This is a genomic window from Olsenella sp. kh2p3 (assembly GCA_900119625.1).
In the GTDB taxonomy this organism is placed as follows: Bacteria; Actinomycetota; Coriobacteriia; order Coriobacteriales; family Atopobiaceae; genus Tractidigestivibacter.
On the sequence record FPKD01000009.1, the window covers coordinates 1 to 22,786 of the forward strand.

Annotated in this window: 17 protein-coding genes; 11 read left to right on the forward strand and 6 right to left on the reverse strand. The window is 62.7% G+C overall.

Features of this window, described 5'->3' with window-relative positions; genetic code table 11:
• Window positions 1-633: MFS transporter (locus BT122_RS11010; protein WP_502685899.1), on the forward strand; the 633-nt coding region annotated here is incomplete at its 5' end.
• Window positions 634-745: 112 nt separating this feature from the next.
• Here BT122_RS11010 and BT122_RS09015 read toward each other — a convergent pair.
• From BT122_RS09015 to BT122_RS09025, 3 genes are all read right to left on the reverse strand, one after another.
• Window positions 746-1,336 carry a trigger factor gene (locus BT122_RS09015; protein ID WP_072355605.1) on the reverse strand — a complete coding sequence of 197 codons (591 nt, stop codon included), beginning with the start codon at window positions 1,334-1,336 and terminating at the stop codon, window positions 746-748.
• Between the two features lie 30 nt (window positions 1,337-1,366).
• Entirely contained in the window at window positions 1,367-2,026 is a 660-nt protein-coding gene (locus tag BT122_RS09020) for a Crp/Fnr family transcriptional regulator (protein WP_072355606.1), read from the reverse strand.
• A gap of 474 nt (window positions 2,027-2,500) precedes the next feature.
• The gene (locus BT122_RS09025) at window positions 2,501-3,964 is read right to left on the reverse strand and encodes a L,D-transpeptidase family protein (protein WP_072355607.1); all 1,464 of its coding nucleotides are present in this window, start codon (window positions 3,962-3,964) and stop codon (window positions 2,501-2,503) included.
• A gap of 195 nt (window positions 3,965-4,159) precedes the next feature.
• Here BT122_RS09025 and BT122_RS09030 point away from each other — a divergent pair, with 195 nt between their 5' ends.
• The 10 genes from BT122_RS09030 to BT122_RS09075 all read left to right on the forward strand — a co-directional run bounded on the left by BT122_RS09030 (window position 4,160) and on the right by BT122_RS09075 (window position 19,464).
• Window positions 4,160-4,978, forward strand: a complete 819-nt coding sequence (locus BT122_RS09030; RefSeq protein WP_072355674.1) for a TrmH family RNA methyltransferase — start codon at window positions 4,160-4,162, stop codon at window positions 4,976-4,978.
• Between the two features lie 318 nt (window positions 4,979-5,296).
• Window positions 5,297-7,192 (forward strand): fructose-1,6-bisphosphatase, encoded by a 1,896-nt coding sequence (locus tag BT122_RS09035; RefSeq protein ID WP_072355608.1) that lies wholly within the window; start codon window positions 5,297-5,299, stop codon window positions 7,190-7,192.
• A 163-nt stretch (window positions 7,193-7,355) separates the two neighbouring features.
• A complete protein-coding gene (gene ftsH / locus BT122_RS09040; protein WP_072355609.1) occupies window positions 7,356-9,257 on the forward strand; it encodes an ATP-dependent zinc metalloprotease FtsH in 1,902 nt (633 codons plus the stop codon).
• A gap of 447 nt (window positions 9,258-9,704) precedes the next feature.
• Window positions 9,705-12,518, forward strand: a complete 2,814-nt coding sequence (gene ileS, locus BT122_RS09045) for an isoleucine--tRNA ligase (RefSeq protein WP_072355675.1) — start codon at window positions 9,705-9,707, stop codon at window positions 12,516-12,518.
• Between the two features lie 46 nt (window positions 12,519-12,564).
• Window positions 12,565-13,134 carry a signal peptidase II gene (gene lspA, locus BT122_RS09050; protein ID WP_286130354.1) on the forward strand — a complete coding sequence of 190 codons (570 nt, stop codon included), beginning with the start codon at window positions 12,565-12,567 and terminating at the stop codon, window positions 13,132-13,134.
• Complete coding sequence (locus BT122_RS09055; RefSeq protein WP_072355611.1) at window positions 13,127-14,143, forward strand: RluA family pseudouridine synthase; 1,017 nt, start codon at window positions 13,127-13,129, stop codon at window positions 14,141-14,143. Before lspA ends, BT122_RS09055 begins: the two co-directional genes overlap by 8 nt.
• 63 nt (window positions 14,144-14,206) lie before the next feature.
• Entirely contained in the window at window positions 14,207-15,511 is a 1,305-nt protein-coding gene (locus tag BT122_RS09060; RefSeq protein ID WP_059055545.1) for a glycosyltransferase family 2 protein, read from the forward strand.
• Window positions 15,512-15,922: 411 nt separating this feature from the next.
• Window positions 15,923-17,440 (forward strand): IMP dehydrogenase, encoded by a 1,518-nt coding sequence (locus BT122_RS09065; protein WP_072355612.1) that lies wholly within the window; start codon window positions 15,923-15,925, stop codon window positions 17,438-17,440.
• Window positions 17,441-17,492: 52 nt separating this feature from the next.
• A complete protein-coding gene (locus BT122_RS09070) occupies window positions 17,493-18,590 on the forward strand; it encodes a 5-bromo-4-chloroindolyl phosphate hydrolysis family protein (protein WP_072355613.1) in 1,098 nt (365 codons plus the stop codon).
• Between the two features lie 115 nt (window positions 18,591-18,705).
• Entirely contained in the window at window positions 18,706-19,464 is a 759-nt protein-coding gene (locus BT122_RS09075) for a transposase (RefSeq protein WP_072355614.1), read from the forward strand.
• 55 nt (window positions 19,465-19,519) lie between these two features.
• Here BT122_RS09075 and BT122_RS09080 read toward each other — a convergent pair whose 3' ends face one another.
• From BT122_RS09080 to BT122_RS09090, 3 genes are all read right to left on the reverse strand, one after another.
• Window positions 19,520-20,674, reverse strand: a complete 1,155-nt coding sequence (locus tag BT122_RS09080) for a toxic anion resistance protein (RefSeq protein WP_072355615.1) — start codon at window positions 20,672-20,674, stop codon at window positions 19,520-19,522.
• 343 nt (window positions 20,675-21,017) lie between these two features.
• Window positions 21,018-21,695 (reverse strand): DUF4230 domain-containing protein, encoded by a 678-nt coding sequence (locus BT122_RS09085; protein ID WP_143190030.1) that lies wholly within the window; start codon window positions 21,693-21,695, stop codon window positions 21,018-21,020.
• The gene (locus BT122_RS09090) at window positions 21,655-22,242 is read right to left on the reverse strand and encodes a MerR family transcriptional regulator (RefSeq protein ID WP_072355616.1); all 588 of its coding nucleotides are present in this window, start codon (window positions 22,240-22,242) and stop codon (window positions 21,655-21,657) included. The genes BT122_RS09085 and BT122_RS09090 overlap by 41 nt, the downstream gene beginning before the upstream one ends.
• Window positions 22,243-22,786 lie beyond the last annotated feature (544 nt).

Genomic DNA, 22,786 nt, shown 5'->3' on the forward strand with positions numbered 1-22,786 from the left:
CACGTCTGGACCGTTGGCGAGGCGTTTAAGACTCGCGCCCTCTGGTGCGACATCTTCGCCTTCATGTTTGCCGTGATGGGAGAGTTCCTCATCTGGTCGCAGATCGTGCGCTACTTCACCGTAGACCTCGGCTGGACGCAGCCGTCGCTACTGGGGATGCCCCTCGCCAACGTGATTTACATGGTCATTGGCCTCGCGGGTATCTTCACCATGCCGCTCACCGGCAAGGCATCCGACGCGCTGGTCAAGCGCATGGGTGTCGAGCGCCCGGCACGCCGAATGATGCTCGTGATCTCTCCGCTCTTTGGCATTGCTGGCGTGTTGCTTGCCCTCTCCGGCAACCTGCCCGTCGTCATCGTGGGCATGGTCCTGCTCGCCGTGTACTGGGGCATCGAGCCTGGAGGCGCCGCGGGCTACGCGGGCACCGTCTTCGGTGGCGCGTCCCTCGGCAAGATCTGGGGACTTGCCACGCTCATCATCATGGGCATCGGCCCGTCGTTCGGCACCTTCATGGGCGCCTTCCTCTTCGACACCTTCCAGTCCTACGTGCCCGCGCTCTACTTTGGCATCGGGGCGTACGTGGTGTCGACCATCTCGGCGCTGCTGCTCCCGGGCAAGGTCGAGGGCGAGTAGGGACAATCGCGTCTCCTAGGCCTTCTCGCTACTAAATCGGGCCGCTGTCTCAAGGCAGCGGCCCGATTGCTGTGTTGCTTGCGGCGTAGCTAGGAGGTGCGGCCCTAAGAGACTATCCCTGGGAAACGAGCGTCTCGACAAACTCCGCCGCGTGCTCGATTGCGATGTCTTCTCGCAGAGCAACCTCGTCGCCGGAGGTGGTGAGCAGATGGCGTATCTGGTCCTCCGTAAGGGGATATCTCGTCGTTAGGCGCTTTACCTCGTTTTTGAGGTCATCTTCGCTTGCCGTGAGGCCCTCCTGCCGCGCTATGGCAAGGAGAATGGCCCGTGAGGTGAGCTGACGACGCGCCTCGGCGCGCATATCGCCCATGAGCCCGGCCTCGCTTGTGCCTATGGCCGCATAGTAGTCCTCAAGCGAGTGGGAGTCCGCGGCTAGTCGCGCCTCGAGCGCCATGGCCATGGATGATGCGCGGTCCTCCACCAGGGCAGTGGGGAGCGATACTTCGCTTTTCTCGGCAATCTGACGAACGAGGGCTTCGGCGAGAAGGTGCGTGTGCATCTGCTCGCGAAGATCTGCTGGTACATCTGCGGAGTCCTTCTCGGCTGCTTTTTCATCCTCCGGAGTGGGGGAGAGCGAGCGGTAGTCGCAGAGATGCACCTGCGCTTGAGAGAGCGTTGGTCGCCTACGTTTCTTTGTGGTCACAGCAGCTTCCTTCCATGTGGGCGCAGGGGCCTACATCTCGTTGTTCATGAACCTTCTCACTGGCTCTGCAATGCGCTGAAGTGACTCCACGTTCAGGAGCACCACCTCATCGGGGGTTGGGTGGGTCACCAGGCCTTCACGTTCCAGGCTGTGTAGGACGTTGTAGAAGTTTCTCCGGCTCATTTGGAGCCTTCGCGCCGCATCGCTGGCGCTTTCGAGCCTGCATATGCCGTCATTCGCGTTCTGTACGAGGTAGTCCGCAAAGATCTGCCTGTCCGAGAAGAAGTCGCCCGCAAGCTTTTGCTTGAACATCTCGTAGAGCCTCACGCTTGTCTTGAAGTAGAAGAAGGCGCGGAACTCTGGGCAGCGGATGAGGGTCTCGTGGAAGAGCTTTGGCGAGATGCGAAGAAGTGTTGAGGGCACCCGCGTTATGCAGGCGCAGTAGAAGTTCTGGCCCCAGTAGTTGCTTAGGTGGCCTGCGAACTCGTCCTCCACGTTGGTGTCTACCACAAAAGTTCGACCAGCTTGGGACGTTGCGCAGATGTCTACTACGCCCGAGACCACATACCAGATGGGGTAAGTGTCATCGTAGGCGGGGCAAAAGTTGACGCCGCCTTCAATGTCCATGAGGCGGCAGCTGTCAAGATAGTCGCTTACATATGGGTAGATTCCCGTGTCTTCAAGACGCATGGAGTCCGACGCCCCTCCCAGTTCCCCGAACATCCACCATCAGGCGGACTCATTTTGCGGGGGCGAGAGGGGCGTCGATTGTGCAAGTTGCGCAAGCGGTCGATCTTCCCGGTGGACGTGGGGTTCTGGCGCCACGGGCGGTAGCGCATCGGCTTCCTTCTTGGTGTCAGTGGCTCTCGTGGTTTCGTCTCCCGCACGGTAGCTTTTCTCGTTCTTCGTAGGCGGCCAGTCCCTCGCTCCCGCACGACAACCGTTCTAGCCCTCCGGAGATTAGCTCCTTTTCTCAAAACGACATTGTGACAACTGCGGAAACGTCGGCTGCGTTTAAGAAAAGGAGCTAATCTCCGCAGGGAGGGGGAGAGAGCGGCGCCTGAGCAGGGGTTTCGTACGGGGCCGCTGCCAAATATGGCCCCTCGGGCGCCAAATCGACACCCGAGGGGCCCGCCGTTCGCACCTGCTTCGCCAAACGCCCTGCTATTCGTGGATGATAACCACGTCGCCTACGTTGCACAGCGAGTAGAGCTGCTCGGCCTTCTCGTACGAAAGGTTGATGCAGCCGTGACTGCCGTTCGTGAGGTAGATGTCGCCGCCAAAGGCAGAGCGCCACGGTGCATTGTGGAACCCCATGAGGTTGCCCACGACGCCCATCCAGAAGTCCACGTGGCTGACCCACGCCGGGTTACCGGACTCGTCGTTGGGGCCAATGAGGGTGGAGGGGCTCTCCTTGTTGGTAATGGTCCACGTTCCCTGCGTGGTGTCGTGCGAGAGGCTCGGCTGACCGGTCACGACGTCGGCCTCCCAAATAACGGAGCCGTCAGAGTCGAAGAAGATCGCGTGCTGGTCAGAGATATCGACGTCGATGAAGCGCGTGGGCCAGTCCTGCCCGCCGGGGTTATACGTGTCGGCCGTCTGGTAGCAGGGCAGCTCAAGCGTGGTGGGGGAGCCGGCGGTGATGTTGTTGTAGATGTCCTGCGCCGCCTCATCGCCGTTGATGGACCAGCCATAGACGCCGCCCGCAACCACGGACTCCTCGACGCCGTCCGGCCGCGTGTAGGTGCGCGCCGTGCCCACGGAATCGGTCTTCTCAGAGAGGTCGCCCTTTGCCCAGGTTGTGATGGCGTCCTGGTTAAGCGTGACCGAGAGGTCGTCTCCAATGGTGATCCACTGGGAGATGAGGTCCGCGTTAACGGTGGTGACCTCGGTTCCGCCAAGCGTGAGCGTGACGGTTGCGCCCAGCATGGCGTTGGCCGTGTTCACCGCAGCGTCGACGGACTCGCCGCCTTGGAGCGACTCGTCGCCTAGCTCGATGGAGGTTGCCAGCGAGCGGATCTTCCCCTCGACGAACTGCGCGGCGCTTGCCTGGTCGATGCGACATGCCTGCGCCGTGTCAGATGCCACATACGTCTTGCTCTCGGCATCGTAGGTGATGCCCGTGCTGTTGGACCCGTCGTCTCCTGCGGTGACCGCGCTCACTGCGTTGGCAAGGGCGGTCGAGACGGCGTTTGCGTCAAGGCTGGTGTAAGTGGAGACGTCTCCGGTCGAGAGGCTCTGCGCCTTCTGCTGAGCAAGCTCAACGGGCCACGCCCAGGGGTGCTGCTGTGCTATGGCGGCGCGCGCCGCGCTCTCTCCGTCATAGGCGAGAGATACGCCGGCGGCTGTGAGGTCGAAGGAGATGCCGTCGCCAGAGACGCTCGCCTTCCACCCTGCGGTCTTGCTGGAAGAGAGAGCGCTGGCAACGTCGGCCACGCTCATGAGCGAGACGTCTTGGCCATCGACGGTGGTCGATGGCATGAAGAAGAAGTTAAAGTACGCAACGCCGCCAAAGTAGGTGGCGAGAAGCACGGCGAGAATGACGAAAAGCGCAATGACGGGGCCACGGCTGTGACGCTTCTTCTCGGGCGTTTGAGCGAAGTGTCCGCCCCGCTTGGGTTGTTCCATAGTAATGGCTGTCTTCTCCTCGATATTGGGCGGCGGGCCGCCTCGGTATGCGTGTCATGTTTGACTATAGTAACCCAGGGTGGCCAACCGGCCCGGCTGCGGGAGCGTCCACGAGAAAAAGCTCCAAAGGAAAACGCGACGTGCGGCCGAGGCGCGGCAAGCCAGAAGCAGAGGGAGGGGTCGATCTTCGTGGGCATGCAGGTGGTGCGCGTCGATAGTGCGGAAGATCAGCGGCTTGACGCCTACGTCCGGCTAACGGACCGCCAGCTTAGAAGCAAGCTCGAGCCCGAGAACGCCGTGCTCATTGCCGAATCGCGGCTGGTTGTGGAGGTTGCCCTGGACGCAGGCCTTGAGCCCCTCTCGTTTCTTGTCGATGACGCCAGGCTGGAGTCTTGCGCGGACCTTATCGAGCGCGCGGGGTGCGTGGCCTACGTCCTGCCGCACGACCAGATGGAGCAACTCACCGGCTTCAACGTGAACAGGGGACTGCTCTGTGCCATGCGCCGGCCCAAGCCGCGCACCGTTGAGCAGGTACTTCTCGGCGCCCGACACGTTGCCGTCTTGGAGGACCTTGTCGACGTGACCAACGTGGGCGCGGTCTTTCGCTCTGCTGCGGCTTTGGGTGCAGACGCCGTGCTCCTCTCGCCACGCTGCGCGGATCCCCTTGGCAGGCGTGCCGTGCGCGTCTCCATGGGGACGGTCTTCCAGGTCCCGTGGGCGCGCGTCGATGCGGGCGCCTGGCCGATGGGGATTGTGGCCGACCTTCGCGACCGGGGCTTTGAGTGTCTCTCCATGGCACTTGAGGAGGGAGCCGTGCCCATAGACGACCCGTTATTGGCGTCTGCCAAGAAGGTCGCGCTCTTCTTTGGGTGCGAGGGCTACGGGCTTACGAGGGCAACGTTGGATGCCGTGGGGCGCTCCGTTATCATTCCCATGTCGAACGGCGTCGATTCTCTCAACGTTGCCGCTTCCTCGGCGGTTGCGTTTTGGGAGCTCTTCTCGCGCCGGCGGTAGGGAAGGCGCCGAGAAGAAAACGCCGAGAAATTATTGCGCGTTTTTCCTGACAAACGTATTGTTTGCCCAGTTGCTTAGATTTTTCCCAGGAAAAACGTTCAATAATTTCAGTCACAAAGCGCTCTGTCGGCACCCGGGACCCACCTGACCAGGCGCTTCGGTCTCCTTTGCCCCAAGCTCCTGCCCAGGCTTCGGGCTCCTTTACCCCAAGCTCCTCCCACCCCAAGTAGCTCCCGGGCGTCTCGCCGAAATCACAGCATTTCTCCCGCAGCGCCAGTGCAGACTAAAGCAATACAACCGTCTGAGGGAGACAACTACATGCAGGAGACAGACGCCGCCCAACTAAAGTATCTTGAGCTTCTCTCCGAGAAGTTCCCAACCACCCAAACCGCGTTCACCGAGATAATCAACCTCGAGGCCATTCTTAACCTGCCCAAGGGCACCGAGCACTTTGTCTCGGACGTCCACGGCGAGTACGAGGCCTTCGAGCACATCCTCAACAACTGCTCCGGCGTCATCCGCGAACGCGTGGAGGAGGTCTTCAACCTCGAGCTCACGGCAAGCGAGCAGGCCGACCTCTGCACGCTCGTCTATTACCCTGCCGAGAAGCTTCGTCGGCTGCGCGAGGAGGGCCTGACCACCAGCGAGTGGTACGCCATCACGCTCATGCGCCTCGTGCGTCTCGCCCGCCGCCTCTCCGGCTCCTACACCCGCTCCAAGGTGCGCAAGGCCATGCCTGTGGCCTACGCCTACATCATCGACGAGCTCCTGCACATCTCGCCTGACGAGCGGGAGGCGCGCCTTGCCTACCACCAGCGCATCATCGAAACGATCATCGACACCGGATCGGCCGACGACTTCATCTGCTCGCTTGCGGCGCTTATCAAGCGCCTGGCTGTGGACCACATGCATCTGGTGGGTGACATCTTCGACCGCGGGCCACATGCCGACAAGATCTGCGACCGACTGATGGGCTACCACTCCATCGACGTCGAGTGGGGCAACCACGACATCGTCTGGATGGGCGCGGCCTCGGGCTCGGCGGCGTGCTTGGCCGCCGTGATTCGCAACAACATCCACTACGAGAGCCTTTCGATCCTCGAGAGCGCGTATGGCGTGAGCCTGCGTGAGCTGGCGCTCTTCTCGGAGGCTATCTACACGCAGGACGATGGCATGACGCCCATGGAGAAGGCCATCTCGGTCATCCTCTTCAAGCTCGAGGGCCAGGTCATCATGCGCCACCCCAACTGGCACATGGAAGACAGGCTGCTGCTGGGGCATGTGGACGCGTCCCGGGGCGTGCTCGAGCTCAACGGCACCACGTACGAGATGCGCACGCGAGACTTCCCCACGCTCGATCCGGCCCACCCCTATGAGCTCTCGGCAGACGAGAAGCGCGTGATGGACGGCCTCATGGACGCCGTGCGCTCCTCGGACAAGCTGCGCGCCCACATTGGCTTCCTCTACGATCACGGGTCAGCCTACCTGGTGCGCAACGGCAACGCGATCTTCCATGCCTGCGTCCCCATGAACGAGGACGGCACCTTCTGCGCCGTGCGCCACCAGGACCGTCTCCTCGCCGGACGCGAGTACTACGACTACGCCGATCGCCTTGCTCGCCAGGCCTGGCATGAGCACGACCAGGTTTCCCTCGACTGGATGTGGTACCTCTGGTGCGGGCGCTACTCGCCGCTCTCGGGACGCGTGGTGAAGACCTTCGAGCGCACCTACCTCACCGACCGCTCCACCTGGGAGGAACCGCGTGACCCATACTTCAGGCTCACCGAGAAGCCCGAGGTGGCACGGCGCATCCTCACGGAGTTTGGAGCAGACCCGGTTCATGGCCACATCATCAACGGCCACACCCCCGTGCACGCTGCGGACGGCGAGAGCCCCATCAAGGCGGGCGGCCTTCTCGTGGTTATCGACGGTGGCTTCTGCCAGGCCTACCACAAGACCACGGGCATCGCGGGCTACACCCTCATCTCGGACCCCCGGGGCATGCGCATCAAGGCGCACCGGCCCTTTGGCACCATCGCCGACGTGCTCGACCTCAATGCCGACATCATGAGTGACGACGACCGCTTTGAGATCTACCCCAGGCCAAAGACCATTGGCGACACGGACACGGGTGTCCAGATTCGCGGACAGGTAGCAGACCTGCGGGCGCTTCTCGACGCATACCGCACCGGCATGCTTCCCGAGAGGGGATAGCCCCGGTCCAGCCCGGCCCCTCGAGGGGCGCCGGGCAATCCTTCTCGTACCAGCCATGCCCGTGCGGCACCCGTGAAAGGTGCCGCACATTATTTATGGAGACGTGGCAAATGGGTACGCTAGGGGCAGGCTCATGCACGGAATCGGACGAAAGGGTCCACAGATGGACATGGATGACAACAAGAGACGCAGATCGATGCTGATCTACGTGCTCATCGCGATCGTGGTGTACCTCGCGGTGAGCCAGACGCTCTACCCCAACCTGGTGAGCTCTCAGGTGACCGAGACCAGCTACTCTCAGTTCCTCGAGGACGTCGACAACAACAAGGTCGTCTCCGCCGAGATCGACACCAGCAACAACACAATCAAGTACACCGAGGGCACGGGAGACTCCCAGAAGATCTACAAGACCACCGCCTGGCCGAACGACGACTCCCTTGCGACCACGCTCAAGGACCACGGCGTGGACATGACGGCGTCGATCCCAGACACGTCGGGTGACCTGTGGATCTACATGCTCATTGCCTACGGCCTGCCGCTTGTTGGTCTGTTCCTCATCGGCTGGTGGGCAAACCGCCAGATGAAGAAGCAGATGGGCGACGATGGCCCATCGATGAACTTCGGCGGAGGCTTTGGCATGGGCGGCGGCCTTGGCCGTTCCAACGCCAAGGAGGTCAAGGGCGAGGACACCGGCGTCACCTTCAAGGACGTCGCCGGCCAGGACGAGGCCAAGGAGTCGCTCCAGGAGATCGTCCACTTCCTCAAGAACCCCGGCAAGTACAACGAGATTGGCGCCAAGTGCCCCCGCGGCGCGTTGCTCGTAGGCCCTCCGGGCACGGGCAAGACGCTGCTCGCCAAGGCCGTCGCCGGCGAGGCAGGCGTGCCCTTCTTCCAGATCTCCGGCTCCGAGTTCGTCGAGATGTTCGTGGGCCGCGGTGCCGCCAAGGTGCGCGACCTCTTCAAGCAGGCCAAGGAGAAAGCCCCCTGCATCGTCTTCATTGACGAGATCGACGCCGTGGGCAAGAAGCGCGACATGTCGCTCAACTCCAACGACGAGCGCGAGCAGACCCTGAACCAGCTCCTCTCCGAGATGGACGGCTTCGACAACCACAAGGGCATCGTGGTTCTCGCCGCGACCAACCGCCCCGAGACGCTCGACCCCGCACTGCTCCGCCCCGGCCGCTTTGACCGTCGCATCCCCGTCGAGCTGCCCGACCTCGCCGGCCGCGAGGCCATCCTCAAGATCCACGCCAACGACGTGAAGATGGACCGCGACATCGACCTCAGCGTGATCGCCCGCTCCACGCCCGGTGCCTCCGGCGCAGACCTCGCGAACATCATCAACGAGGCGGCGCTTCGGGCCGTGCGCTTCGGCCGCAACCGCGTCTCGCAGGAGGACCTGGAGGAGTCCGTCGACGTGGTCATCGCCGGCGAGAAGAAGAAGTCCACGGTCCTCTCCGAGCACGAGAAGGAGGTCGTGGCCTACCACGAGACCGGTCACGCCATCGTCGCCGCCATGCAGAGCGGCTCCGCGCCCGTCCAGAAGATCACCATCGTGCCGCGTACCTCGGGCGCCCTGGGCTTCACCATGCAGGTCGAGGAGGACCAGCACTTCCTCACCACGCGCAAGGAGGCCAAGGACAAGATCGCCGTGCTGTGTGGTGGCCGTGCTGCCGAGGAGCTCATCTTTGGCGAGATGACCACCGGTGCCTCCAACGACATCGAGAAGGCCACGCAGATCGCGCGCGCCATGGTCACCCAGTACGGCATGTCCGACAAGTTTGGCATGGTCGCCCTGGGCCAGCAGCGCAGCCGCTACCTCGGCGGTGGCGCCGAGCTCACCTGCTCCGAGGGGACGGCACAGGAGGTCGACGCCGAGGTGCAGGCGCTTGTCGAGGAGGGCCACACCCAGGCGATGGAGACTCTCAAGGCCAACCGCTTCAAGCTGCACGAGATCGCCCACTACCTCCAGAAGAAGGAGACCATTACGGGCGAGGAGTTCATGAAGATGCTCAAGCGCGACGACGGCTTCGCCCCGCAGTTCTCGTCCCAGGGCGTGCAGTAGCACAGGGCGTACGACAGGCGAGAAGCCCGGGGGCACCGCCCCGTGACAAGATCAGGCTTTGGTGCCGCACGGACGTGGTCGTCCGTGCGGCACCGTGCTCTTCTCGGGGAAATCCGCCAGCGCTCGAAAGGGGCTGGCGAACGTGCTATCATGCAGCCCCGAAGGCTGTGAAGGGGACAGGTAGCCTCGGACAGCGCCATGGGAAGCGAGCGGGGATGGTGGGAGCCCGCCTTGGCGTCCGTCGCAAGATCACCCCGGAGCTGCGGCCCCAAAGCGGGGGCTTCTCGCCCGCAAGTAGGCGCCGACGGAGTGGCCGCCGACACAGGCCAGCCGAGTTTGGCGGAAGATCCGCTCGCTGGGTGGTCACAAGCGAAGTGTGAAACGAGCGCTTCGTCCCAGCAGGAGGGACGGGCGCTCTTTTGTGCCCGCGAGATGGAGGGTGTCCAGGTGGCAAACGAGTACAAGAAGACGATGAACCTCCCAAAGACGGGGTTCCCCATGAGGGCTTCGCTCGCCCAGAACGAGCCCAAGCGCCTCGCGCAGTGGGATGAGGACAAGCTCTACGAGCAGCTCCTCAAGAAGAACGAGGGCCACGAGAAGTTCGTGCTGCACGATGGCCCCCCGTACGCCAACGGCCCCATCCACCTGGGCCACGCGCAGAACAAGATCAGCAAGGACATCATCAACCGCTACTGGGCCATGCGCGGCTACCAGACGCCGTATGTGCCTGGCTGGGACTGCCACGGCCAGCCCATCGAGCACAAGGTCGAGGAGACGCTGGGCACCGAGAAGTTCAACCAGCTCCCCACGGTCAAGATTCGCGAGCTCTGCCGCAAGATGGCCGTCGAGCAGGTAGACACCCAGCGCCAGGGCTTCAAGCGCCTGGGCGTGCTGGGCGAGTGGGACAACCCCTACCTCACCTACGTCCACGACTACGACGCCACCGACGTCGAGATCTTCAAAGCCATCTTCGATAAGGGCGCCATCTACCGCGGGCGCAAGCCCGTGCACTGGTGCACCCACTGCCACACGGCCCTCGCCGAGGCCGAGATCGAGTACGGCGACGAGGTCTCGCCGGCCATCTTCGTGCGCTTCGAGATGACCACCGTCCCCGCTGGCCTCGAGGCCTACGAGGGCAACCTCTGGGTTGATATCTGGACCACTACCCCCTGGACGCTGCCCGCCGACGACGCGGTGATTCTGCACCCCGAGGCAGACTACGTGGCCGTGGTTGTCGATGGCCGCGCCGAGCTCATGGCCGAGGCACTTGTCGAGAAGGACTGCGCCAAGTTTGGCTACGAGTCCTACGAGCTCGCGCGCCGCGCCGACGGCGAGGTCTGGCGCATGACGGGCGAGGAGCTCTGCCACAACAAGTACAAGCAGCCCATCTTCGGCGACCAGGGCGTCGAGGGCGAGTTCATCTACGCCGACTACGTCACGCTCGAGGACGGCACCGGCATCGTCCACACGGCTCCCGGCCACGGCGTGGACGACTACAACGCCGGCATGCGCTTCAACATCCCCGTGGTCATGCCCGTCGACGACGACGGCAACTTCTACAAGGGCGACGGCATGGGGACCGGCGGCCCGTGGTCCGGCATGAACGTGAACGACGCCAACCCCAAGATCATCGAGTGGCTCGACGAGCGCGGCACGCTCATCCTCCACGAGGACATCAACCACAGCTACCCGCACTGCTGGCGCTGCAAGCAGCCCGTCATCTTCCGCGCCACGAGCCAGTGGTTCGTCTCGATGGACAAGACCGGCCTGCGCAAGGACGCCCTGCGCGAGCTCGAGAAGGTCAACTTCTACCCCGCGCACTCCCGCAACCGCATCACCTCGATGGTCGAGGGCAGGCCGGACTGGTGCATCTCTCGCCAGCGCAACTGGGGCGTGCCCATCCCTGCGTACACCTGCCAGGACTGCGGCGAGACGGTCATGAACGACGCCACGCTCGACAAGGTCATCGAACTCTTCCGCGAGAAGGGCTCCGACGCCTGGTTCACCGAGGACCCGGCGAGCTACCTGGGCGACGCCTGCGTGTGCCCAAAGTGCGGCGGCCACAACCTCAAGGCGAACACCGACATCCTCGACGTGTGGTGGGACTCCGGCGTCTCGCACACCGCCGTGTGCAAGCACCGCGGCTACCTCAAGTTCCCCGCCGACATGTACCTCGAGGGCTCCGACCAGCACCGCGGCTGGTTCATGAGCTCGCTCATGACCTCGGTGGGCGCCTACGACGTGGCGCCGTACAAGTCGATCGTCTCCCAGGGCTTCACGCTTGACGGCCAGGGTCGCAAGATGTCCAAGTCGCTCGGTAACGTGATCGACCCCAACAAGGAGTGCGACACCCGTGGCGCCGACGTGCTGCGCCTGTGGGTCGCCTCCGTCGACACCTCGACCGACGTCCCCTGCGACGACACGATCCTCGACCACGTGGGCGACGCCTACCGCAAGATCCGCAACACTTTCCGCTTCCTCCTCGGCGAGATCGAGGACCAGTTTGACCCCGCCACTCAGGGCGTCCCCGTGGCGGAACTCACCGCCTACGACCGCATCACGCTGGCGCACATGTGCGAGGTTCACGACACCGTGGCGCGCGCCTACGAGGGCTACCGCTTCAACGTGGTCTTCCGCACGCTCTACGACTACGTGACCGAGCTTTCAAACGGCTACCTCAACGCGACTAAGGACCGCGTCTACTGCGGTGCCACCAACTCGCCCGAGCGCCGCTCTGCGCAGACCACCTGGGCCTACATCCTGTCGATGCTCATCCACGACTTCCAGCCCATCCTGGTCTACACCACCGACGAGGCCATGCCGCACCTGCCCGCCTCCATGCGGGACAACCAGGAGCACGCGGCACTGCTCGACTGGTACCAGGCGCCCATGACGGCTGCCGAGTATGAGCCGCTGCTCAAGGCCCACAAGGCCCTTGTCGAGGCGAGAAGTGCCTTCACCAAGGCCTACGAGGAGGCGGCCTCCGAGGGCGTCATTCCCGAGAAGACCTCGCAGGCAGCGCGCGCGGCGCTCACCATGCCGGCCGAGGCGCTCGAGGAGCTCACCTCCACGGGCATCGACCTCGCCGAGCCCCTCGTGTGCTCTGCTGTGACGGTTGCGGTTGGGGACGAGTTCTCCGCAGACGTCGCCCACGCCGAGGGCGAGCGTTGCCCCAGGTGCTGGAACTGGCGTGAGCTTGGCGAGGACGGCCTGTGCTGCCGCTGCCACGACGCGGTTGAGGGTGCGTCGCAGCAGGGCTAGCATCTTAGGCAGGGAAGTTGTTGGGAGACGTACGTAGGGGGCTTTCGTGACGGTTGACGCAATGCATGGAGCACGGTCATGGCGGGGCGCACGGCTCGTCGTGTTCTGGGTCATCTGCGTGCTTGCCGTTCTCGTTGACCAGGTCACGAAGGCAGCCGTGCGTGCGTCTCTCGTTCCGGGACAGCCCCAGGAGTTCATTCCGGGCGTCCTTGACCTTTCGTTCGTGAAGAACACGGGCGCGGCGTTCTCCATTGGGGAGGGCGCCGGCCCCGTGTTCATCGTCTTTGCTGCGGTTGTGCTGGCTTTTGGCATCTGGCTCGTATGGTCGCACGATGGGTTGCCCATGCCGCTCGTGGTGTCCGTCGCCTGTGTTTGCGGCGGTGGCGTGGGCAACATGATTGATCGCATGATCTTTGGCTATGTCACGGACTTCTTTGCTACCACGTTCATGGACTTCCCCGTCTTCAACGTGGCGGACATCTTTGTCACCGTGGGCATTGTGGTCTCGGTGATTCTCTACCTCGTGATGGTGGACGCACCTGCAAGCGCCGCGGAGGCGCCTGCGCATGCTGCCAAGGCCGCCTCTACCGGCGTTGGAGACCGTCAGGATGCCTGATCGTCTCGTGGGCCTGCTCGTGGGGCCAGAGGGGGACGGCGTGCGCATCGACGCGTTCCTCTCAGCACAAGATGACATGCCGTCGAGAAGTGCGTGTGCGCGCCTTGTTGAGGAGGGGCGCGTGACGCTCAACGCCACGCCTGTCTCGTCCAAGAGCGAGCGCCTCTGCTTGGGAGACCGCCTGCAGGTGACGCTTCCCGAGGAGGAGCCCACCACGGGCGTGCTTGCCCCCAATCCCTACATTCCGCTGGACATCCGCTTTGAGGACCAGTACCTCATGGTTCTCTCGAAGCAGGCGGGCCTTGTGTGCCATCCCAGCCCCGGCCATGTGGATGACACGCTGGCCAATGCCCTTGTCGCACATTGCGGCTATTCACGCCTGGGACGCCTTCAGGGCGACGACCGGCCGGGCATCGTGCACCGCCTTGACATGGACACCTCGGGCCTCATGGTTGCCGCCAAGGACGACGAGACCCAGAAGGCTCTGCAGGACCTTATCCGTCTGCGCGTGCTCGACCGTCGATACGTGACCCTGGTGCAGGGATATGTGGCCCCCGATAAGGGCACCATCGAGAGCGGCATCGCGCGCTCAACTCGGGACCGCCTGCGCATGATGGTGACCGACGACCCCGGCGCTCGCGAGGCCATCACCACCTTCACCACGCTTGAGCGCTTTGAGGCGGGGCGTCGCGACGACGGCTACACGCTGCTGGAGTGCCACCTCTACACTGGCCGCACGCACCAGATTCGCGTCCACATGCGCCACATTGGTCACTGTGTGGTGGGCGACCCACTCTACGGCCGCGGCGACCTGCGTCAGAATCTGGGTCTTACCAGGCAGTTCCTTCACTCGTGGCACATTCGCTTTGACCATCCTGTGACCGGAGAGACCATCGAGCTTGCCGACGAGCTGCCGGAGGACCTGCGCTCTGTACTAGAATCGCTGAAGGATACCTCAATGGGTCGAACCGAGGCGGGGGAGCGTATCTGCCCGCAGCTTGGTGTGTAACTAACGCAGCCGTCCCGCGTGCGTATTGCTTGACGTGCGCGGCAACGTGAGAGAGAGCTTGCTATGGAGTTCAATAGGATCGGACTCACGCCCATCGTTATCTTCAACATGGTCGTGTGGCTCTTCTTCACGCTGGCGTACTTCTACCAGTTTGTCTACCTCATCCGCGTGGCTGCCCGCGGCACCGTCAAGCTGCCGGCCGCAAAGAAGCTGCACCGCTACGCGTTCTTTATCTCCGCACACAACGAAGAGCCGGTCATTGGCAATCTCGTGCGGTCCATTCTCGCCCAGGACTACCCGCGCGAGCTCATGGACGTCTTCGTGGTGTGCGATGCCTGCACCGACAACACGCACGAGGAGGCCGAGCGCGCCGGCGCCATTGTCTGGGACAGAAATGACCTTGCTCGCCGCGGCAAGAGCTGGGCTATGGACTACGGCTTTGACCGCATTCTCAACGAATATGGTGACAAGTACGAGGGCTTCTTTGTATTTGACGCAGACAACCTGGTCTCGCCCAACTATACCCGCATCATGAATGACGCCTTCGACGCCGGCTACCTGGTGTGCACGAGCTACCGCAACTCCAAGAACTTCGACTCCAGCTGGATTTCTGCCGCTAACGCGCTATGGTTCATGCGCGAGGGCAAGTTCCTGAACAACGCCCGCATGATGGTGGGCACGAGCTGCGCCATCTCTGGTTCGGGCTGGCTTGTCTCGGGCAAGATCATCAAGGGAATGCACGGATGGGACTTCCACACGCTTACGGAGGACATCCAGTTCTCCACGTTCTGCTGCGCGAACAACATCCAGATTGGCTACGCGCCTGCCGAGTTCTTCGACGAGCAACCCGTTACCTTCAAGGCCAGCTGGGTTCAGCGTCTGCGGTGGACCAAGGGGTTCTACCAGGTGTTCTTCTCGTATTGCAGGGACCTGTTCCACGGGATTCGCCACGGGCGCTTTGCCTCGTACGATATGCTCATGACCATTGCTCCGGGCATGATCCTCACGCTTCTCTCGGCCTTTGTGAACGCGACCTACCTTATCGTGGGCAGCCTGAGCCACGGCTTCATTGCGACCGAGGCCGAGCTCTCCATGTGCGTGGGGTCGCTGATCATGACGTTCTTCTCGATGTACATTGTGTTCTTCCTGTTGGCCGTCATCACGACCATCTCTGAGCGCAAGCACATCCACTGCCACAAGAGCAGGCGTTGGATCATCTTCACCAACCTGTTCACGTTCCCACTGTTCATGATGACCTACATCCCTATGACGGTGGTTGCCCTGTTCAAGAAGGTCGAGTGGATTCCCACCAAGCACGACATTGCCGTGAACGTCGAGGACGTTCTGGGAGAGGACGCTAGCAACTAGGGGACAAGCAGTGGTGGCGTTGCGATGTGGCCGGGGGAACGGTGCTGGCAAGAGTGGCGGCAGGCAGAGCGGCGTGCTTCTCAGTGCCGCGCTATTTCGCTGTTTAAGGGCGCCTAACCGGCGAGATTTCGCGGCATCGCCGTGGTGCCGCGCATCCCGAACGTTTAAACCGATCTAACCGTTCGAAAAAATCCTAAATGTCTGAAACGCGCGGCATTTCTAGCAGAGCTTTGCAGGCCGGCCAGCCAGCTTGTGGCTGGCGTCTTCTCGCGGCGTTCGCCTTGCGGCTTCAACCTGTGGTGCGTTCTCGCAGCTCGGTGGCCGGGGCCAAAGAGCAGTCCCTTGGATGCTACAATGGCCCGCAACAGTGGCTACCAGTACCGCATTTGCGGAGAGTAGGAGCGCGCACGCATGGCAACGTTCTTCGAAGGGGAATCGCACACCTTCTCTGAGTACCTGCTTGTCCCTGGCTATTCCTCGGCGGAGAACATTCCCGCGAACGTCTCGCTCCGCACGCCCCTCGTGCGCTACAAGCGCGGCGAGGAGCCGGCCTTGAGCCTCAACATCCCCATGGTCTCGGCCATCATGCAGGCGGTCTCCGGCCCCAAGCTTGCCGTAGCGCTTGCCCAGGAGGGCGGCCTCTCCTTCATCTACGGCTCCCAGAGCGCCGACGACGAGGCGGCTATGGTGCGAGAGGTGAAGTCCTACAAGGCCGGCTTTGTGGTCTCTGACTCCACGCTTACGCCCGACATGACGCTCGGCCAGGTCATGGAGATGAAGGAGCGCACCGGCCACTCCACCATGCCTGTCACCGACGACGGCACCTCCCACGGGCACCTCGTGGGCATCGTGACCTCGCGCGACTATCGTCCCTCTCGTGATGACCGCGCCAAGCTCGTCTCGGAGTTCATGACCCCGCGCGAGAAGATGATCGTTGCCGAGGACGGCACCTCGCTCAAGACCGCCAACGACATCATCTGGGACAACAAGCTCAACCAGCTGCCCATTGTCGATGCTGATAATCGCCTGGTTGCGCTCGTCTTCCGCAAGGACTACGACTCCCACAAGTCCCGCCCGGACGAGCTTCTCGACCAGCACAAGCGCTACCTCGTAGGCGCCGGTATCAACACGCGCGACTACGCCGAGCGCGTCCCCAAGCTGGTGGACGCCGGCGCCGACGTGCTGTGCATCGACTCCTCCGAGGGCTTCTCGGAGTGGCAGAAGCGCACGCTTGCGTGGATTCGCGAGAACTACGGCGACTCCGTGCGCGTGGGCGCGGGCAACGTTGTCGACGCCGAGGGCTTCCGCTTCCTGGCTGACTGCGGCGCTGATTTTGTGAAGGTTGGCATTGGCGGCGGCTCCATCTGCATCACCCGCGAGCAGAAGGGCATTGGCCGTGGCCAGGCGTCTGCGCTTATCGACGTGTGCCGCGCGCGCGACGAGTACTACGAGGAGACTGGCGTCTACGTGCCCGTGTGCTCCGATGGCGGCATCGTCTACGACTACCACATGACGCTTGCGCTGGCCATGGGCGCAGACTTCCTCATGCTCGGCCGCTACTTTGCCCGCTTTGACGAGAGCCCCACGCGTCGTGTCAACGTGAACGGCTCCTACATGAAGGAGTACTGGGGCGAGGGCTCCGCGCGCGCCCGCAACTGGCAGCGCTACGACCTGGGCGGCAACAAGAAGGGCCTCTCGTTTGTCGAGGGCGTCGACTCCTACGTGCCGTACGCCGGCCCGCTCAAGGAGAACGTCGACAACTCGCTGCTCAAGGTCCGTTCCACGATGTGCAACTGCGGTGCGCTCGACCTTGCCGAGTTCCGCGACAAGGCAAAGCTCACGCTTGTCTCGGCCACGTCACTTGTCGAGGGCGGCGCACACGACGTGCTGCTCAAGGACTCCAGCCAGCAGGTGAACTTCCGCTCGTAGAATGAGACAAAGGAGACAAAGGGACAGTCCCTTTGTCTCATGGGAGATCAGGATGGACGAGAAGGACTTCGACAACATACGACGTGCCGGCACCGATGCCGCGCGGCAGGTGGGCGAGGCCTTCTCGCAGATTGACCTCTCCGGCGTCTCGAAGTCGATCGAGAAGGCGGTCCGCGACGTAGGGCGGCAGCTGAGCACTTTTGGGCGTCCCGAGCTCTCGCCCTACGTCATCAGCGACCCGGAGGACGCAAGTCGCGCGCGGTGGCACATGTGGGTTGGCTTTGCCCTTCTCGTCTTCCTGGCACTTCCCCTTCTTGTAGTGGGACTGGGCCTTCTCTTTCTTGGGCCACCCTCCGGCATCGTGACCATGGCGCTTGGGGCTGTTGTGGCCATCCTCGGCGCGCGCATGGTGGGAAGAGGTTCTCACGAGAAGAACTTTGCCCAGACGCTGCGTCGCGTCGACAAGGCTGTGGGGGAGAGAACGAGCGTCGCCGTGCCCGAACTTGCCGGCGAGGCAGGCGTCGCCGTGCCCGAGCTAGTCTCGGTGCTTGACGAGGCAATCTCGAGGGGGCTTATTCCCGAGGGGCATCTGGACGTTGCCGGGGCAAAGAAGACGCTCTACCTTACCGATGAGGCTTGGAATGCCGCGCGGGTGACGCATACTGCAGCTGCTGCGGCTGGCCCAACGGCCGCCGCGGATGCCGACGCGGGCTCATCTACCCTGCCGGAAGAGGCGCGAGAGGTGCTGGCCACCGCCACCCAGAGCGCCAAGCAGATCCGCGACTGCGCATCAAAGATTCGCGAGGCAGAGGTTCGCGGCACGCTCGAGCGCATCGCGTCGAAGAGCGAGGATATCTGCGCCTACGTCATGCATCACCCCGAAGTTGCCTCGCAGTTCAGACGGGCGGCAACCTATTACCTGCCCACCACGGCCAAGCTCGCGGCTTCCTACGCGGAGCTTGAGGGACATGCGAACGGGCCAGAGGCCGTAAGGACCCTCTCGGATCTGCGGTCCTCGTTTGCGCAGGTGGACGAGGCGCTCTCGAAGCTTTCTGATGAGCTGGTGCTTGACCAGTCGATTGACGTCCACAGCGACATCGAGGTCCTGCGCACCATGCTCGAGCAGGATGGCCTCTCGTCGCGGGATTGATTTACCTGGCAACGGAATTCCGTTGCCAGGTAATGGAATCCCGTTGCCAGGTAACTGAATCCCACGGTGAGTTCTGGGGTACAGATAACCACCACTCGGTTGGGAGGGGGTCTGTATGCCCAGGCGCGGTCTGAGCGAATCTGGTTACTACCATATCGTTGTGAGGAGTGCGGGAAAGGTGGCGCTCTTCGAGGACGATGCTGATCGCAGATGCTATCTCAGGCTGCTCAAAGATGCGCGAGACAAAACCGGTGCGCACGTTATCGCATGGGTCCTCATGACCAACCACGTTCATCTTGTTGTCGACTTTGGTGAGTCGCCGTCTTCGATTAGCGATTTCATGTTTAGTATTGACTTGCCATACAGCAAATACTTCAACGCTCGAACCGGCCGAGAGGGCACCCTCTTCCAGGGTAGTTTCTGGAGCAAGCCCATTACCGATGACGCACAGCTTGTCGCCACGGTTTTCTATGTGCATATGAACCCCGAAGCCGCCGGAATAGCGTCCATGCGGGACTATCGTTGGAGCAGCTACCAAGAGTACGCAGGAACCCATTGGGTAGTGGATACAAGCGTGCTTCTCGAATACTTCGGTGGCTTTGATGCATTCGATACATATGAAGGCTCGCCGAGGGACGTTGTTTGGGATGCCACGCGGTTGGATTATGATGAGCGACTCCAAGACGAAGATGCCCTTGCCTTGGCGAAGAGTCTGGCTGGCGTGAAAACCTCGAGCGAGCTTCGAGAGGTTACTCGGTCCAGACGAGACGACATCATCCGCCTCATGAGCAACCGCGGGGTGAGCGGCAAGACAATCGCCCGAACCTGGGGACTCGGCACTTCGACAATCTCTCGTATCCTGCGGCGGGATTGAGTTACCTGGTAACGGGATTCCATTACCAGGTAACGGAATCCCGTAACCTGGAAGATTATTCCCGCGAGGCTTCGAGGAGCTTGGCCTTGAGCTCTTCCTCGATCTGCGTGAGCTCGCCCTCGGCCTGGCGGCGCTTCTCTCGGCCCTCCGCCTGCACGCGCTTGACCTCGTCAAGCGTCGAGATGAGCTGCTCGTTGGTGTGCTTGAGCGTCTCGATGTCCACCACGCCGCGCTCTGCCTCGCGGGCGGCGTCAACGGTAGCCACCTTGAGCTTGTCGGCATTCTTCTTGAGAAGCTCGTTGGTCATATCGGCAACCTCGCGCTGGGCGCGGGCGGCCTGTGTGGCGTGCTCGATGCCCAGGGCGATGACCATCTGGTTCTTCCAGAGTGGAATGGTGTTGACCACCGTAGACTGGATCTTCTCGGCCATCACCGCGTCGGAGTTCTGGACCATGCGGATCTGCGGCGCCGTCTGGAGTGCCACCTGGCGCGTGAGGTCAAGGTCGTAGATGCGCTTCTCGAAGCGGTCGCACTTTTGTGCCAGGTCGCGCGCGGCCTGGGCGTCCTCGGCGAGGCCCGTCTGCGCCGCCTTGGCCTGGAGCTGGGCAAGCTCGCCGCTGCGCACCTGCTCGAGCTTCTCCTTGCCGGCCACCACGTACATCGTGAGTTCCTTGAAGTACGCCTCGTTCAGCGCGTAGAGCTGGTCGAGCGTGGCAATGTCCTTGAGGAGCGTGCGCTGGTGGCCCTCGAGGGTGTCCGAGATCTCGCGCACGTTCTTCTCGACTGCGGTGTAGCGCGTGCGCAGCGCCTCAAGGTTGTTCTTCGCCTTGTGGAAGATGGCGAGAGGCCCGGACTTCTCCTGCTTGTCGGGGTCAAAGTCCTTGAGTGTCACGATGAGCGAGCTAATGTCGTTGCCAATCTCGCCGAGGTCGTTGTTGCGCACGCCGGCCAGGGCACGCTCGGAGAACTCGGAAACCTTGCGCTGGGAGCCCACGCCGTAGGAGAGGACGCCTGCGGTGTCCGTGATGTCGATCTTCTCGACAAAGGACTCGACCTTCTCTCGCTCGGCTGGCGAGAGGGACTGGGCGGCGTCGTCTGCAGGCGCGGGCGTTGCAGCGGGGGCAGGGTCTGACGTCGAAGGCTTGGGGTCGCCAAACTCCAGCTCGGGCTCGGGGATGTCCATATCGAAGTCCTGCGTGCTCTTGGCCATGGTTCCTCCAGAGGTCTGGGTGCGTGCGCGCGTGATGCATTGCCGCAATTCTACCCTGTGGGGCAGGGCGATAGGCGAGAAGAACGGAGTGGTCCCGCGTGCGGAGAGGGACGTACGAAAGGCTTGCCCGGGCGTCATTCTGGCGCCCGTGGGCGCGTTGCCGCAGCGATTCCGTACGAAAGGGCCTCTCGGGCGAGAAATCGGCGCCGGAGGGCGCGTCTCGTACGGAATCCCGTATAAACCCCTTGCTCGGGCGTCATTTTCTCGCCCGAGGCGCGTTTTCCGTCGAAGCGCCTGCCGCACCTCCTACCACGCTCGCCGCCGTGCGGCCCGTGCCCGCGCGCTACTCGCTCTCGGCGTCTCGATACGTAAAGTCCAGCGTGTAGGTGTCCTTCTCGAAGGCGGCGTTGAAGATCTGCGTCAACTGGCCCTCGGCGTTCGTCTTGGCCTCGTCGAGAAGCCCGCCGGCAACGGCCTCTTCCTCGCTTCTCTCGACGCACTGTCTGCGAAAGGCGTCGGAGTCCTCCACCGTGATGGGGTTGAAGATGTTGTTGTTCTCCTCGAGCACGCCGCTCTTGTCCATGTCGGGCGTGTTCGAGATGATGTAGGGCTGGTCAAGCGTCACGTGGAGCAGCGATTGGTCCGCCTCGTCCTGCTCGAACTCCGCAGTGGAGAGGTCTACGCCTGCCTTGATGGTGCCCGTATAGCGATACCAGAAGCTCTTCTGGGTGAACGGAACGTCAAAGAGGTCAAGGAAGTCGCGGTTGGAGTCTGTCACCTTGTCGACTATGGCATAGTCCTGCGACGCGCTTACCAGCTCGCCCTCCTCTTGCACGCGCGAGAAGACCACGCTGGGGGAGAGGGTCTGGACGGTGGGCTGGGTCTGCTCGGGCTGGGGAGCCACCAGGGGATAGATGCGCGCGTAGAGAAACGCCCCCAGAACGGCTCCCACAATGAGAACGACAAGCCATATCTTCCACTCACGCAGGATCGCCTTGATGCGTTTTTCCGGCTTCTCCATCTGTGCCTCCTTCGTTATTGTCCACGTGGATATCACTGGGTGCTCCCATAAGCTCTTGAAGCAACTCCTCGCCCGGTGCGTCGTCTTCCGTCGTAGGCGCATGTCCAGGACCCAGCGAGACCCGGCCTAGTTCTTGCGCGTGGTCGTGTATCAACGAGAGCTGCTGCGTCCTTGTCGGCTCTTCCTCGATTGCGGCGGCGAGCGCCTCCGCGCGAACAAGGCGGTCTTCAATGTCTTCCAGCTGCTCGGAGAGCCTCTCCGCCTCAATATCAAGAAGTTGCGACAACGTGTGGCCAGCCGTGTCATCACGAAGCCGTTCGGCTGCTTGAGAGAGCGTGAGGCCTTCTCGTCGCTTCTGTGCGAGAAGGAAGAGCACCGCCAGGTCGCGCTCATCGTAGGTGCGGCGACCCCAGCTGCCATCGCTTGGCTTGAGGACTCCCACGCCCCCGCGCCCCTGGTAGCAGGCGCGCTGAATGTCACGACGCGACAGCCCCACGAGCCGCTCGACCTCGGCGATCTTCCATCCACGGCGTTTGGTAGCCCCCATGCGCTCACCTCCTTTGTGTTAACCAAACCCGTTCAACAGTTGAACAGCAATCGAGATGCGCTTTCGTGCGGTCATCGGATGCCGTTGCTTCTTCTAAAGGAGGAGTGATTTTCTTGCGACCGGGGGACGTCGCCCGGGCCGCCGACGTCTGTGCCCTCGTCTGCGTCCCCGGTTGCCGCCGTTCCCGGCCCGGGCCGCCGCTGTCCCCGCTCAGCCTCGCGTTTCTTATCGGTATCCGAGAATTGCGACGACCGCAACCTGCGGAAACGCTGTGCCCGCTTCTCGGAAACCGATAACGAACGCCCGGGCGGGCGGGTGAGCAGACGGATGGAGATCCCGATTTTCCGTGCGGGCTCATCTCAGGGATGTCAGTCCTTCTCGGCGTATTTATTGCGCGAAATTCCTGAGAATTTATCAACCAACAGGAAAAATGCGCCTCGGGCGAGAAATAACGTGCAATAACTGCGGGCGAGAATCGATTGGCGCCCGGGATGACCGCTGGCATAGCACCTGGGATGACGCCCGGCCGCGGAGGTTAGCTCCC